Origin of the sequence: Streptomyces sp. NPDC012935 (genome assembly GCF_042900345.1) — a bacterium.
Lineage (GTDB): Bacteria > Actinomycetota > Actinomycetes > Streptomycetales > Streptomycetaceae > Streptomyces.
In genome coordinates this window covers 370,906-384,539 of record NZ_JBIBBC010000001.1, presented here as the reverse complement: position 1 = coordinate 384,539, position 13,634 = coordinate 370,906, and the positions used below count along the sequence as shown (strand labels likewise).

The window sequence follows — 13,634 nt, the reverse complement described above, 5'->3', positions numbered from 1 at the left end:
GTCATGGCGAGCTCGGCTGTCCCTCGTGTCTCCCGGGTGCGGCGCCAACTGCCCACCAGCCCCTGGCTGTTCGCCGCCCCGGGACTGCTGGTCATCGGCGCCTTCATCCTGTACCCGTTCGTCTCCACGCTGGTCAACGCCTTCACCGACCGCCGCACCCTGATCCCGGGCGAGTTCGTGGGTCTCGCCAACTTCCGTGAGCTGCTCGGCGACGACATGTTCTGGATCGGCCTGCGCAACAGCACGCTCTACGTCGTCGGTGTCGTCCCCGCCCTCGTCGTCCTGCCCCTGCTGCTCGCGCTGCTCGTGCAGAAGAACATCCCCGGCATCACCTTCTTCCGGTCCGCCTTCTACACGCCGGTCGTCGCCTCGATCGTCGTCGTCGGGCTGATCTGGGTGTGGCTGCTCGACGAGCGGGGTCTGGTGAACTCGCTCCTGGAGACGATCGGCGTCGGCCGGATCGGCTTCCTCAGCGACCAGTGGCTGCTCCTGCTGAGCGCCATGGCCGTGACGGTCTGGAAGGGCCTCGGCTACTACATGATCATTTATCTGGCCGCGCTCGCCAACGTGCCCCGCGAACTGCACGAGGCCGCCGCCGTGGACGGAGCGGGCGCGATCCGCCGGTTCCTCACGGTCACCGTGCCCGCCGTCCGCTCCACCATGGTCCTGGTCGGGGCCCTGTCGTCGGTCGCCGCGTTCAAGGTGTTCTCCGAGGTGTACCTGATGGCCGGCCCGAGCGGTGGCCCGGCGGGCGAGGACACCACCCTCGTGATGCTCGTCCAGCGCACCGGCACCGGTCTGACCGGCCGCGTCGGCTACGCCTCCGCCATCTCGGTCGTCGTGTTCGTCGTCACCGTCGCCCTGATGCTGCTCGTGCTGCGCGCGGACCGGAAGGACGAGTCATGACCGTCCTGGAGAAGGTACGGCCCGCGGCGAAGGTGAAGGCGAAGGCGAAGGTCAAGCCGTCGGCCGGCGCTCGCGAACCCCGCGTCACCGACGAGCACGGCCGCCGCGTCCGAGTATGGGAACTCGCCCTGCGCTACCTGCTGCTGCTCGGTGTGCTCGCCCTCACCGTCGGCCCGTTCCTCTGGCAGCTGTCGACCTCGCTGAAGGGCCCCACCGAGGACATCTTCAGCTCCCCGCCGAAGTTCCTGCCCGGCGATCCGACCCTGCACAACTACGAGCGCGTCGCCGAGACCATCCCCGTCTGGGACTACGCCCTCAACTCGCTGAAGGTCGCCGCCGCCAACGTCGTGACCAACTGCGTCGGCGCGGCACTCGCCGGCTATGCCCTCGCCCGGCTGCGCTACCGGGGCCGCCGCGCGGCCACGCTCGCGTTCATCCTGGCGATGCTCGTGCCCGTGGAGGGCATCATCATCGCCCAGTTCACGACCATGCGGGAGCTCGGCCTCAACAACACCCTCGTCGGCGTCGTACTGCCCGGCTGCATCAGCGCCCTGAACGTCCTGCTGATGCGCAACGCCTTCCTCAACCTGCCGTACGAGATCGAGGAGGCGGCCTACGTCGACGGCGCCAACGTCTGGCAGCGGTTCCTGCGCATCGCCGTGCCGTCGGTGAAGGGGACCCTCGCCGTCGTCGCGATCTTCGCCTTCATGGGCGCCTGGGACGACTTCCTGTGGCCGCTCATCGTGCTGAGCGACCCGTCCAAGTTCACGCTGACCATCGGCCTCAACTACCTGCACGGCACCTTCGCAGGCGACGAACGCCTCGTCGCCGCGGGCACGATCATCGCCGTGGCGCCGCTGATCGCCCTCTTCGCCTGTCTCCAGCGGTACTTCTTCCGGGGCGTCGGCGAGGGCGCCGTCAAGGGCTGACCCGCAGAGCCGGCCATCCGTCCTCCGTCGTACCTCCGTCGCACCTCCGTCACAAGGACACGCATGCCTTCTGCCGTGCGCTTCGGCGTCAACTACACCCCGAGCGAGGGGTGGTTCCACCACTGGCTCGACTTCGACCTCGACTCCGTACGCGCCGACCTCGACTCCATCGCCGCGCTGGGCCTCGACCACGTCCGGGTGTTCCCGCTGTGGCCGTACTTCCAGCCGAACCGCACCCTGATCCGGGGCCGCGCCGTCGAGCAGCTGGTCCAGCTCGTCGACGCCGCCGCCGAACGCGGCCTCGACGTCAACGTGGACGGTTTGCAAGGCCACTTGAGCAGCTTCGACTTCCTGCCCGCCTGGACCCGGACCTGGCACCGCCGCAATCTCTTCACCGACCCGGACGTCCTCGACGGCCAGGCCGCCTACTTGCGCACCCTCGCCGCCGCCCTCGACGACCGCCCCAACTTTCTCGGCATGACCCTCGGCAACGAGGTCAACCAGTTCTCGGCGGGCCCGCATCCCGACCCCGACCGGGCGACCGAGGACGAGATCGACCGCTGGCTGACGCGCATGCTCGCCGCCTGCGAGGAGGGCGCACCCGGGCGGCTGCACCTGCACGCCGAGTACGACGCCACCTGGTACCAGGACGACCAGCCGTTCACGCCCGCGCAGGCCGCCCGGCACGGCGCCGTCACGGCCGTGCACTCCTGGGTCTTCAACGGCACCGCCCAGCGTCACGGCCGTACCTCCGTCCCGGCCGAGCACCACGCCGCCTACCTCGTCGAGCTGAGCAAGGCCTGGGCCGCCGATCCGCGCCGTCCCGTCTGGCTCCAGGAGGTCGGCGCGCCCGCGCCCCTCGTTCCGCCCGAGCATGCCGCCGCCTTCACCGAGGCGACCGTCGCCAACGCGCTGGACTGTCCCGACCTGTGGGGCATCACCTGGTGGTGCTCGCACGACGTGTCCCGTGAGCTGGCCGACTTCCCCGGGCTCGAATACGGGCTCGGCCTGCTGACCAACGACCGCAAGCCGAAGGACGCGGCCCGGGTGCTGGAGCGGGCGGCCCAGGAGCCGCCACGGCCGCCCGAGCCGCGTACGACGGCGCTGATCGTCCCCGCCGATCCGGCCACCCGCTCACTCTGCGCGCCGGGCGGCACTGTCTTCGACGCCTATTTCCGGCTGGTCGCCGACGGCGTCCGCCCCACCACCGTCCTCGACGTGCGTGCCGCCGACCAGGAACACCTCGCGGCGCGCGGCATCACCGAGGTCGTCGCTCCCGATCAGGTACTCCCCACCCCACAAGGAGGCACCCGCTCGTGAAACCCACCAGACGCACCGTCCTCATCGCCGCCGCCACGGCCGCGATGCTCCCCTCCCCGCCGGCGGTGGCAGCACCGAGGCCCAAAGCCGCCGCGCTCCAGCCGTACGCCTCCTACTGGTACCCCGCCTCGCTGCCCTCCGGCGCCCCGGGCACCGGCATCACCTGGCGAAGCCTGAAGTCCTGGCGCCCGGCCGACGATCCGGACCTCGTCTTCAACGCGGCGACCGTCCCGCTCGCCCCGCGCTTCACGCCGACGCCGCCGAACCCGACCGCCCGCGCAGGCCAGGCCCGTATCCAGTCGCTGGTGTCCTTCGGTCCCACCGCCGGCAACCCCTCCCAAGGTGCACCCACCGCCGACTACTACGCCCTCACCCACTGGGCGTACATCGACGAACTGGTCTTCTGGGGCGGCTCGTCGGGGGAGGGGCTCATCCTCGCGCCGAACGCGCCGATCGTCGACGCCGCCCACCGGCACGGGGTGCCCGTGCTCGGCAACGTCTTCCTGCCGCCCGTCGCCTACGGCGGGCAGCTGCAGTGGACCCGAGACCTGGTGCAGAAGGACGCAGCCGGGCGGTACCCGCTGGCCGAACGGCTGGTCGCGGTCGCCGACGCGTACGGGTTCGACGGGTGGTTCGTCAACGCCGAGACCAGCGGCGGGAACACCGCGCTGGGTACGGCGATGCTGGGCTTCATGCGCGAGCTGAAGACGCTCGCCAAGGCCAAGGGCCAGCGCGTGACCTGGTACGACTCGATGACCGTGAACGGGTCCGTGAGCTGGCAGGGCGCGCTCAACTCCCAGAACGAGGCGTTCTTCCAGGCCGCCGACGACATGTTCGTCGACTTCCGGTGGACGGCGGCGAAGCTGACCTCGTCCGGTCAGCGAGCCGGTCAACTCGGCCGCAGCCGCTACGAGTTGTGGGCGGGCGTCGACGTCGAGTCGAACGGCTGGAACTCGTCCGTGAACTGGGACGCGATGGTGCCCCGCGACAAAGCGCACGTGGTGTCGGTCGGCTTCTACCGGCCCGAGTGGACACGCAACCACCTGCCCGCGGACGGCCGGGGGCCGGAAGCGTTCCACGCCGCCGACGACCGGTTCTGGACCGGGCGTTCCCTGGACCCGTCCCGGCCGGACGGCACGGACGGCTGGCGGGCACCGGCCGTGTCCGTCGCCGACCGGTCGACGGTCACGGAGGTCCCCTTCGCCAGCGTGTTCAACACCGGGCACGGGCTGCGCTGGTACGAGGACGGGGAGGTGACGTCGGACAAGCCGTGGAACCATCTGGGCCTGCAGGACCGGCTGCCGTCCCGGCGCTGGGTCGTGCACACCGACGGACAGCGCCCCGCCGTGACGTTCGACTTCGAGGACGCGTGGCGTGGCGGGAGCAGTGTGCTCGTCGACGGTGAACTGGACGAGCCGACGGTCGTGGACGTGTACGCGAGCCGCCTGCCGATCACGGCCGACACGGTGGTCGAGCTGACGCATCGGAGCGACGCGGGCAGCGTGAAGGTCGAGCTGGCGGTGGCCACGGCCGAGCCGGGAAGTCCGGGCGCGCCACCGCCGTACACGTACTTCCCCGTGGACTCGGGCAGCACTTGGCAGACCTCGACCGTACGACTCACAGGTATGACCGGCACCGCGCACGCGATCGGCGTCCGGCTTACCGCGACGGGCGGGGCCGTGAAGTGGCGGCTGGGCGGCATCGCGGTGAGGGAGGCCGTCACCACGCCGGCGGCGCCGACCGGCTTCCGGATCACCGCGGCGTCCGGCGGAGACCTGCGCCTCGCATGGAACCCCGGCTCGGGCGACGTACGCCACCACACCCTGCACCGTGTCCTGCCCGACGGCACCCGGCGCTTCCTCGGCGGCACCTGTCAGCCGGCCTACTTCGTCGCCGGTCTGCAACCCGAACCGGGGGAGCAGGCCGCACGGTTGGAACTGCGTGCCGTAGGGGAGCTCTACACCTCGTCGGCTCCCGTGACCGTGACGCACACCTGGTAACCGCCCTCACCCTTGGAGCACCCCGCATGCATGACGACCGCAGCCTGGTCGAAGCCCGCCTCAAGCGCGTCCTCGACGAGCGCATCCGACCCGCCGTGTACCCCGAGTCCGTGCCGCTGGACGTCGCGGTGTGGCATGCGCCCGGCGAACCCGTGCCGGTCGCCGAGGGACTCGCGGCCGAACCCGAGCCGATCGAGGTGGGAGCGCGGTGGGGTGCTCCCTGGGGTACCAGCTGGTTCCGGGTCACCGGGACCGTGCCCGAGGCGTGGGCCGGCAGGACGGTCGAGGCCGTGCTCGACCTCGGGTTCGACGAGAACATGCCCGGCTTCCAGTGCGAGGGCCTGGTCTACCGGCCCGACGGCACCCCGGTGAAGGGCCTCAACCCGCGCAACCAGTGGGTGCGCATCGGTGCCCCCGTCGAGGGCGGGGAACAGGTGCGGCTGCACATCGAGGCGGCGTCCAACCCGGTCATCCTGGACTACCACCCCTTCCTGCCCACGCAGTTGGGCGACAAGGACACCGCCGGCAGCGAACCCCAGTACACGCTCACCCGCATGGACCTCGCCGTCCTCGACGAGAACGTCTGGCAGCTGGTCATCGACCTGGAGGTGCTCGGCGAGCTGATGGCCGAGCTGCCGGTGGAGTCGGCGCGCCGCTGGGACATCCTGCGGGCGGTGGACCAGGCCCTCGACACGATCGACCTGCAGGACGTGGGCGGCACTGCGGCGCGGGCGCGGGAACGGCTGGCCGGGGTACTGGCCACGCCCGCCGCGCCGTCCGCCCACCGCATCAGCGCCGTCGGGCACGCGCACATCGACTCGGCGTGGCTGTGGCCGCTGCGCGAGACCGTGCGCAAGGTGGCCCGTACGACCTCCAACATGACCGCGCTGATCGAGGACGAGCCCGACTTCGTCTTCGCCATGTCGCAGGCCCAGCAGTGGGCGTGGGTGAAGGAGCACCGGCCCGAGGTGTGGGCGCGGGTGAAGAAGGCGGTGGCGGACGGGCGGTTCGTGCCGGCCGGGGGTATGTGGGTGGAGTCGGACACCAACATGCCGGGCTCGGAGGCCATGGCCCGGCAGTTCGTGCACGGCAAGCGGTTCTTCCTCGACGAGTTCGGCGTCGAGAACGACGAGGCGTGGCTGCCGGACACGTTCGGCTTCGCCGCCGGACTGCCGCAGATCATCAAGGCCGCGGGCTCCAAGTGGCTGCTGACCCAGAAGATCTCCTGGTCACAGACGAACAAGTTCCCGCATCACACCTTCCAGTGGGAGGGCATCGACGGCACCCGGATCTTCACCCACTTCCCGCCCGTCGACACCTACAACTGCTCCATGAAGGGCAGCGAGATCGCCCACGCGGCCCGCAACTTCAAGGACAAGGGCGTCGCCCGGCACTCCCTCGCCCCGACGGGCTGGGGCGACGGAGGCGGCGGCACCACCCGGGAGATGGTCGCGAAGGCTGCGCGGCTGCGCGACCTGGAAGGCTCGGCGACCGTGGTGTGGGAGACCCCGGCGGAGTTCTTCGAGAAGGCCGAGGCCGAGTACGCGAACCCACCGGTCTGGGTCGGCGAGCTCTACCTCGAACTCCATCGCGCCACCCTCACCAGCCAGGCCAAGACCAAACAGGGCAACCGCCGCAGCGAGCACCTCCTGCGCGAGGCCGAACTGTGGGCCGCGACCGCAGCCGTGCGTACCGGATTCCCCTATCCGTACGAGGAGTTGGACCGCATCTGGAAGTCGGTGCTGCTGCACCAGTTCCACGACATCCTGCCCGGCTCGTCCATCGCGTGGGTGCACCGCGAGGCACGCGCCACGTACGAGCGCCTCGCGGGCGAGCTGACCGCGATCATCGAGTCCGCCCAGCGCGCCCTGGCCGGCGAGGGCGAGACCGAGCTCGTCTTCAACTCCGCCCCGCACCCTCGCGAGGGCGTACCGGCGGGCGGGGCACGCCCCGCGGTGACCGAGGGCCGCACGGCGCTCGCGCCGCGCCCGGACGGCGGGTTCGTCCTCGACAACGGCCTGCTGCGCGTCGAGATCGACGCACGGGGCCTGGTCGTGTCGGCGTACGACATCGACGCCGACCGCGAGACCATCGCGCCCGGCAAAGCCGCGGGGCTCCTCCAGCTCCACCCCGACTTCCCGAACATGTGGGACGCCTGGGACGTCGACGAGTTCTACCGCAACACCGTCACCGATCTGACCGGCCTGGACGAGATCGCCGCCGAGGGGGAGGGCGTGCGCATCGTGCGGTCCTTCGGCGACTCCCAAGTCACCCAACTGCTCTCCCTCGCTCCGGGGGAGCGGCGGCTGGTCGTGGACACCGAGGTGGACTGGCACGAGACGGAGAAGTTCCTGAAGCTCGCCTTCCCGCTCGACGTGCACGCCGAAAGGTACGCGTCCGAGACCCAGTTCGGGCACTTCCACCGGCCCACGCACACCAACACCTCCTGGGAAGCGGCCAAGTTCGAGGCCTGCAACCACCGGTTCGTGCACCTGGAGGAGCCTGGCTGGGGCGTCGCCGTCGTCAACGACTCGACCTACGGCCACGACGTGACCCGCACGGTCCGCACCGACGGCGACCACGGCACGACCACCACGGTCCGGGTGTCACTCCTGCGCGCCCCGCGCTTCCCGGATCCGGAGACCGATCAGGGCGTCCACCGCTTCCGGCATGCCCTGGTGCCGGGCGCGGGCATCGGGGACGCGGTGCGCGAGGGCTGGCGGATCAACCTGCCGGAGCGGTCGATCACCGGCGCGCGGGAGGTGGCGCCGCTGGTGACGGTGGACCGGGACGCAGTCGTGATCACGGCCGTCAAGCTGGCCGACGACGGCAGCGGAGATGTGGTGGTGCGGCTCCATGAAGCCCACGGCGGCCGGGTACGGGCCACGATGGCGGCGGACTTCGACGTCACGGACGTCGCGGCGACGGACCTGCTGGAACGTCCGCTGCCGCAAGCACCGTCGTACGACGGCCGTCGCGTCGCCCTGCGCCTGCGGCCCTTCGAACTGGTGACGTTGCGGCTGCGGCGGACTGCGTCCACTGACGGGTGAACGGCGGCGCGGCATCGCGTGGCGTGCGGCAACTGGCCTCAGAATCAAGGCGATTCGGCGTCCCATGTGCGCCTTGGAGGCACTCTTGAAGCTCGTCACGCGAGCCCAGCTGGGCTGGCCCGCATCCGCCGCACCCACGCAGACATCGACCAAGGGCGTGAAAGTCCACTACGAAGGCGCACCGGTCAGCGTGCGGCTCCTCGACGACCACGGTCTCTGCATCGCCAAGTGGAAGAAGATCCGGGTCGACCACCTGGCGAACAAGAAGGAGAACTACTCGGACATCGCCTACAACTACGGCGCCTGCCCGCACGGTCACCTCCTGGAGGGCCGGGGCCTCGGCAAGCGCACCGGGGCGAATGGCAACCAGGACCTCAACCGTGGCCACTACGCGATCATGGGCCTGGTCGGCGACGAGGGGCTCACCGAGCCGACGGACGCGATGCTCGGAGCGATCCGCGACGGCATCGAGCTGCTGCGGCAGCACGGTGCCGGCAACGAGATCAAGGGGCACCGGGACGGCCTCGCCACGGAGTGCCCGGGCCGGCACCTGTACGCCTGGGTGAAGCAGGGCGCCCCGCGGCCGGGTGGGTCGCCCCCCGATCCCGCGCCGAGGCCGGTGATCGACGTGTCGAAGGTGGTCGCCGCGGCCCGGCACGACCCGGCCGAGCCGGGCACACCGGTGTCGTACCCGGGAGTGAAGACCGTGGAGAAGGCGCTCGTCGCGGAGGGCCTCCTCGAACCGAACCTCGCGGACGGCCACTTCGGCACGTCGACCGTCAAGGCTTACGCCGCCTGGCAGCGCCGCTGCGGTCTCACCGGCGACGACGCCGACGGCATCCCCGGCCAGGCGTCACTTGAGACGCTCGGACGGCAGCACGGTTTCGGCGTGAAGCCGTAGCCGACGGCGCGGACCCGGCCGGGCGGTGATCAGTCGCCCAGCTGCGTCCGCAGCCACTGCTCCACCTCGCCCACATGCGCGGCCGCCGCGGCCCGGGCCGCCTCCGGATCGTGGGCCACCAGGGCGCGGTGGATCGCGGCGTGTTCGCGGCGGGTGCGGGTGAATGCGCCCTCCTCCTGGTAGCCGCGCCAGACGCGGGCGCGGAAGGTGCGGGAGGACAGGCCCTCCAGGATCGCGGCCATGGTGTCGTTGCCGGCGGCGGCCGCGATCACGCGATGGAAGGCCAGGTCGTGGGCGAGGATCTCCTCGGGGTCCTCCGTGGCGTTCATCGCCGTCAGGTGCTTCTCGACCTCGGCGAGCTGGTCCGGCGTGATGCGCGCCGCCGCCAGCGCCGTCGCCGTCGACTCCAGGATGCGGCGCACCTCCAGCAGCTCCACCAGACGCGGGCCCCGGGAGAGGTCGGCGACCACGCCGAACGTCTCCAGCAGGTCGCCGGCCTCCAGCTGGGTGACGTAGATGCCCGAACCGTGCCGGGCCTCCAGCACTCCCAGCACGGTCAGCGCGCGGATCGCCTCGCGCATCGAACTGCGGGAGATGCCGAGCTGGACCGCCAGATCGCGTTCGGTCGGCAGGCGCTGGCCGGGCTCCAGCCGTCCCTCGGCGATCATCGCCTTGATCTGCTCCAGGGCGCGCTGCGTCACGGTGCCCTTCTGCGGGGCTGTCTCGTCGTCCACGCCGTTCCTCCCGTCGCCCGAGGCGCCTGAGCGGGCCCGGTGAGCCGCAGTGTAATCACCAGGTTGGTCGGACCACTACGGCTGGAAACGCCGAAAAACTGCCTCCCGAGGGTGTTGCGTCGGCGAAGTGGTCTGATAAATATGCGGCATCTGCTCGAACACGCTCAACGAGGAGCCGCCAGATGCACGGCCAGACGCACGGCACGACAGCGCGGAAGCAGAACAGTTCGCGGAGGGGCAAAGCGGTGGCCGCAGTCGTCGGCGGCTGTCTCGTGCTCGCCGCGTGCGGCAGCACCAAGGACACCGGCGCCGCGAGCGCCGAAGGCGGCGGCAGCGGCAAGGTCGGGGTGATCCTGCCCCTGCTGACCTCGCCGTTCTGGCAGTCGTACAACGACTATGTGCCGAAGATGGCCGACTCCGAAAGCGTCGAGGCGCTCAAGACGGTCAACTCCAACAGTGACCCCTCCCAGCAGATCACCGACATCAACAACCAGCTCAACCAGGGTGTGAAGGGCCTCGTCGTCGCCCCGCTGGACAGCGCGGCCATCGAAGCGGGCCTCGACCAGGCGGAGCGCAAGGGCGTGCCGGTGGTCGCCGTCGACGTGGCGCCCGACAAGGGCAAGGTCGCGATGGTGGTGCGCGCCGACAACGTGGCGTACGGCGAGAAGGCCTGCCAGTACCTCGGCGAGCAGATCCCCTCCGGCAAGGTCGTGCAGATCATGGGCGACCTCGCCTCGGTCAACGGGCGCGACCGCTCCGAGGCGTTCCGCGCCTGCGTCAAGAAGAACTTCCCCAAGCTGAAGGTCCTGGAGATACCGGCCAAGTGGGAGTCCGACACCGCGGCCTCCAAGCTGGACACCCTCCTGAACGCCAACCCCGACATCAAGGGCATCTACATGCAGGCCGGCGGCGTCTATCTCGCGCCGACCCTCCAGACCCTGAAGTCCAAGGGGATGCTGAAGAAGGCCGGACAGGACGGGCACATCACGATCGTCTCCAACGACGGCATCCCGCAGGAGTTCGACGCCATCCGCAAGGGCGATATCGACGCGACCGTCTCGCAACCCGCCGACCTGTACGCCAAGTACGGCATGTACTACATCAAGGCGGCGATGGAGGGGAAGACGTTCCAGCCCGGCCCGACGGACCACGACTCGACCATCGTGAAGCTCCCCAGCGGCATCCTGGAGGACCAGCTGCCCGCCCCGCTGGTCACCAAGGACAACGTCGACGACCCCAAGCTCTGGGGCAACACGGTCAAATGAGTACGGCCGTGATCACACCCCTCGTCGAGGCGCGCGACATCGTCAAGCGCTATGGACCCACCACCGCCCTCGCCGACGGCCGGCTCACCGTCCTGCCCGGCGAGTCCCACGCCCTCGTCGGCCGCAACGGCGCCGGCAAGTCGACCCTGGTCAACATCCTCACCGGCCTCCAGGCCGCCGACGAGGGCGAGGTCCGCTTCGACGGCGGACCCGCGCCCGCGTTGGCCGACCGGGACGCCTGGCGACGCAAGGTGGCCTGCGTCTACCAGAAGCCCACCGTGGTCCCCGAGCTGACGGTCGCCGAGAACCTGTACATCAACCGGCAGCCGCTCAACCGCGGCTTCATCAGCTGGCGCAAGCTGCGCTCGGAGGCCGCCGAGCTCCTCGACACCTGGGACGTACACGTAGACCCGGAGGCCCGCACCGCCGACCTCAAGGTCGAGGACCGTCAAATGGTGGAGATCGCCCGGGCGTTGAGCTTCGGCGCCCGCTTCATCATCCTCGACGAGCCCACCGCGCAGCTCGACAACCGCGAGATCGAGCGGCTGTTCACGCGGATGCGTGCGCTCCAGGACTCCGGCGTCACCTTCCTGTTCATCTCGCACCACCTCCAGGAGGTGTACGAGGTCTGCCAGACCGTCACGGTCCTGCGCGACGCCCGCTGGATCACCACGGCGCCGGTCGCCGAACTCCCGCGCCGGGCGCTGGTGGAGGCCATGGCGGGGGAGTCGCTGGAGGCCATCGCCGAGCAGGCCGTGGACCCCGGGGACGTCGACCACGACGCCCCCGTGCTGCTCGAAGCCCGCGGGCTCACCTCACCGGCGTACCAGGACATCGACCTCACCGTCCGCCGCGGCGAGGTCGTCGGACTCGCCGGCATCAGCGGCAGCGGCAAGATCCAGCTCGCCGAGTCCTTCGCGGGACTGCACACCCCCACCGGCGGCACCGCACAACTGGACGGCGAACGGCTCCCGTTCGGCGATGTGCAGGCCGCTCTCAATGCGGGCGTCGCCTGTGTGCCGCGCGACCGGCACGACCAGGGCCTGGTCGCCGGCATGACCATCGGCGACAACGCCACGATGAGCGTCCTCGACCGGCTCGGCCGCTTCGGCTTCGTCGGCACCGAACGCAAGCGCGGCTTCGCCAATGCCCTCATCGACCGCCTCGACATCCACACCGAGGGACCCGACCAGCCCGTCTCCGACCTGTCCGGCGGCAACGCGCAGAAGGTCGTCATGGCCCGCGCCCTCGCGTCCGACCCCCGGCTGCTCGTGCTGATCAACCCCACCGCGGGTGTCGACGTGAAGTCCAAGGAGTCCCTGCTCGCCCGCATGGACAGCGCCCGCGAGGACGGCACATCCGTACTCGTCGTCTCCGACGAACTCGACGACCTGCGGCGCTGCGACCGCGTCCTCGTCCTGTTCCACGGCCGTGTCGTCGCCGAGCACCCGGCGGGCTGGCGCGACCACGAGCTGATCGCCTCCATCGAAGGAGTGGACAACAATGGCTGACACCAAGGCCCCACCGGCCCTGCCCGTCAAGGTGCCGGACGCCCGTGCCGCCAGGACGGTCCTGCTCCGCCGTGCCCGCGAACTCGCCCTGGTGCCGGCCCTGTTGCTGCTGCTGGTGCTCGGCGCGGTCGTCAATGACTCGTTTCTCACCGAACGCAACCTGATCTCGATCCTCGGCGCCTCCGCCGCACTGGCGATGGTCGTCCTGGCGGAGTCGCTGGTCCTCATAACCGGCAAGTTCGACCTGTCCCTCGAATCGGTCGTCGGCATCGCACCCGCCGTCGGAGCGCTGCTCGTGCTGCCCGCCGCCCAGTCCGGCTGGGGCACCGAACTGCCCGCCGCCCTGGCCCTGTTGGCCGTCCTCGTGGTCGGCGCGGCCGTCGGCGCCTTCAACGGCATCCTGGTCGTGAAGTTCAAGCTCAACGCGTTCATCGTGACGCTCGCGATGCTGATCGTCCTGCGCGGTCTGCTCGTCGGCGCGACCAAGGGCAAGACGCTGTTCGGCATGCCCGACAGCTTCTACTCCCTCGCCACCACCACCTTCATCGGCATCCCCATGTCGGTATGGCTCGCGGCGGCCGCCTTCGCGATCACCGGGTTCGTGCTGAAGTACCACCGCATCGGGCGCGCCCTGTACGCCATCGGCGGCAACGCGGACGCCGCCCGCGCGGCCGGTATCCGGGTCGAGCGCGTGATGCTCGGCGTGTTCGTCGTGGCCGGCACGCTCGCGGCCGTCGGCGGGATCATCCAGACCGGCTACGTCGGGGCGATCAGCGCCAACCAGGGCAACAACATGATCTTCACGGTCTTCGCGGCCGCGGTGATCGGCGGCATCAGCCTGGACGGCGGCCGGGGCACCATGTTCGGCGCCCTGACCGGCGTACTCCTCCTGGGTGTCGTCCAGAACCTGCTCACCCTCGCCCAGGTCCCGTCGTTCTGGATCCAGGCCATCTACGGCGGAATCATCCTGGTCGCCCTCATGATCGCCCGCGTGACGACGGGCCGTGCGCAGGACTGA

The 13,634-nt window shown here is 70.4% G+C and carries 10 protein-coding genes; 9 read left to right on the top strand and 1 reads right to left on the bottom strand.

Annotated elements, in window-relative coordinates:
• Positions 1–3 precede the first annotated feature (3 nt).
• From ACFY5C_RS01625 to ACFY5C_RS01600, 6 genes are all read left to right on the top strand, one after another.
• Positions 4–906 (top strand): carbohydrate ABC transporter permease, encoded by a 903-nt coding sequence (locus tag ACFY5C_RS01625; RefSeq protein WP_389439261.1) that lies wholly within the window; start codon positions 4–6, stop codon positions 904–906.
• Positions 903–1,835 (top strand): carbohydrate ABC transporter permease, encoded by a 933-nt coding sequence (locus ACFY5C_RS01620; RefSeq protein ID WP_389439259.1) that lies wholly within the window; start codon positions 903–905, stop codon positions 1,833–1,835. Before ACFY5C_RS01625 ends, ACFY5C_RS01620 begins: the two co-directional genes overlap by 4 nt.
• 63 nt (positions 1,836–1,898) lie before the next feature.
• Entirely contained in the window at positions 1,899–3,155 is a 1,257-nt protein-coding gene (locus tag ACFY5C_RS01615) for a glycosyl hydrolase (RefSeq protein WP_389439257.1), read from the top strand.
• Positions 3,152–5,155: an endo-beta-N-acetylglucosaminidase gene (locus ACFY5C_RS01610; protein ID WP_389439255.1), complete on the top strand. Its 2,004-nt coding sequence runs from the start codon at positions 3,152–3,154 to the stop codon at positions 5,153–5,155. Before ACFY5C_RS01615 ends, ACFY5C_RS01610 begins: the two co-directional genes overlap by 4 nt.
• A gap of 26 nt (positions 5,156–5,181) precedes the next feature.
• Positions 5,182–8,205 (top strand): alpha-mannosidase, encoded by a 3,024-nt coding sequence (locus ACFY5C_RS01605; protein WP_389439253.1) that lies wholly within the window; start codon positions 5,182–5,184, stop codon positions 8,203–8,205.
• A gap of 73 nt (positions 8,206–8,278) precedes the next feature.
• Positions 8,279–9,106, top strand: a complete 828-nt coding sequence (locus ACFY5C_RS01600) for an N-acetylmuramoyl-L-alanine amidase (RefSeq protein WP_389439251.1) — start codon at positions 8,279–8,281, stop codon at positions 9,104–9,106.
• A 29-nt stretch (positions 9,107–9,135) separates the two neighbouring features.
• Here ACFY5C_RS01600 and ACFY5C_RS01595 read toward each other — a convergent pair whose 3' ends face one another.
• Positions 9,136–9,840, bottom strand: a complete 705-nt coding sequence (locus ACFY5C_RS01595; protein ID WP_389439249.1) for a FadR/GntR family transcriptional regulator — start codon at positions 9,838–9,840, stop codon at positions 9,136–9,138.
• Between the two features lie 182 nt (positions 9,841–10,022).
• Here ACFY5C_RS01595 and ACFY5C_RS01590 point away from each other — a divergent pair, with 182 nt between their 5' ends.
• From ACFY5C_RS01590 to ACFY5C_RS01580, 3 genes are read left to right on the top strand one after another with little or no spacing between them, the layout of a single operon-like run.
• Positions 10,023–11,105: a sugar ABC transporter substrate-binding protein gene (locus ACFY5C_RS01590; protein ID WP_389439247.1), complete on the top strand. Its 1,083-nt coding sequence runs from the start codon at positions 10,023–10,025 to the stop codon at positions 11,103–11,105.
• On the top strand, positions 11,102–12,616 hold the full coding sequence (locus tag ACFY5C_RS01585; RefSeq protein ID WP_389439245.1) for a sugar ABC transporter ATP-binding protein: 1,515 nt from the start codon (positions 11,102–11,104) through the stop codon (positions 12,614–12,616). Before ACFY5C_RS01590 ends, ACFY5C_RS01585 begins: the two co-directional genes overlap by 4 nt.
• Positions 12,609–13,634, top strand: coding sequence for an ABC transporter permease (locus ACFY5C_RS01580; RefSeq protein ID WP_389439243.1), 1,026 nt, complete (start codon positions 12,609–12,611; stop codon positions 13,632–13,634). Before ACFY5C_RS01585 ends, ACFY5C_RS01580 begins: the two co-directional genes overlap by 8 nt.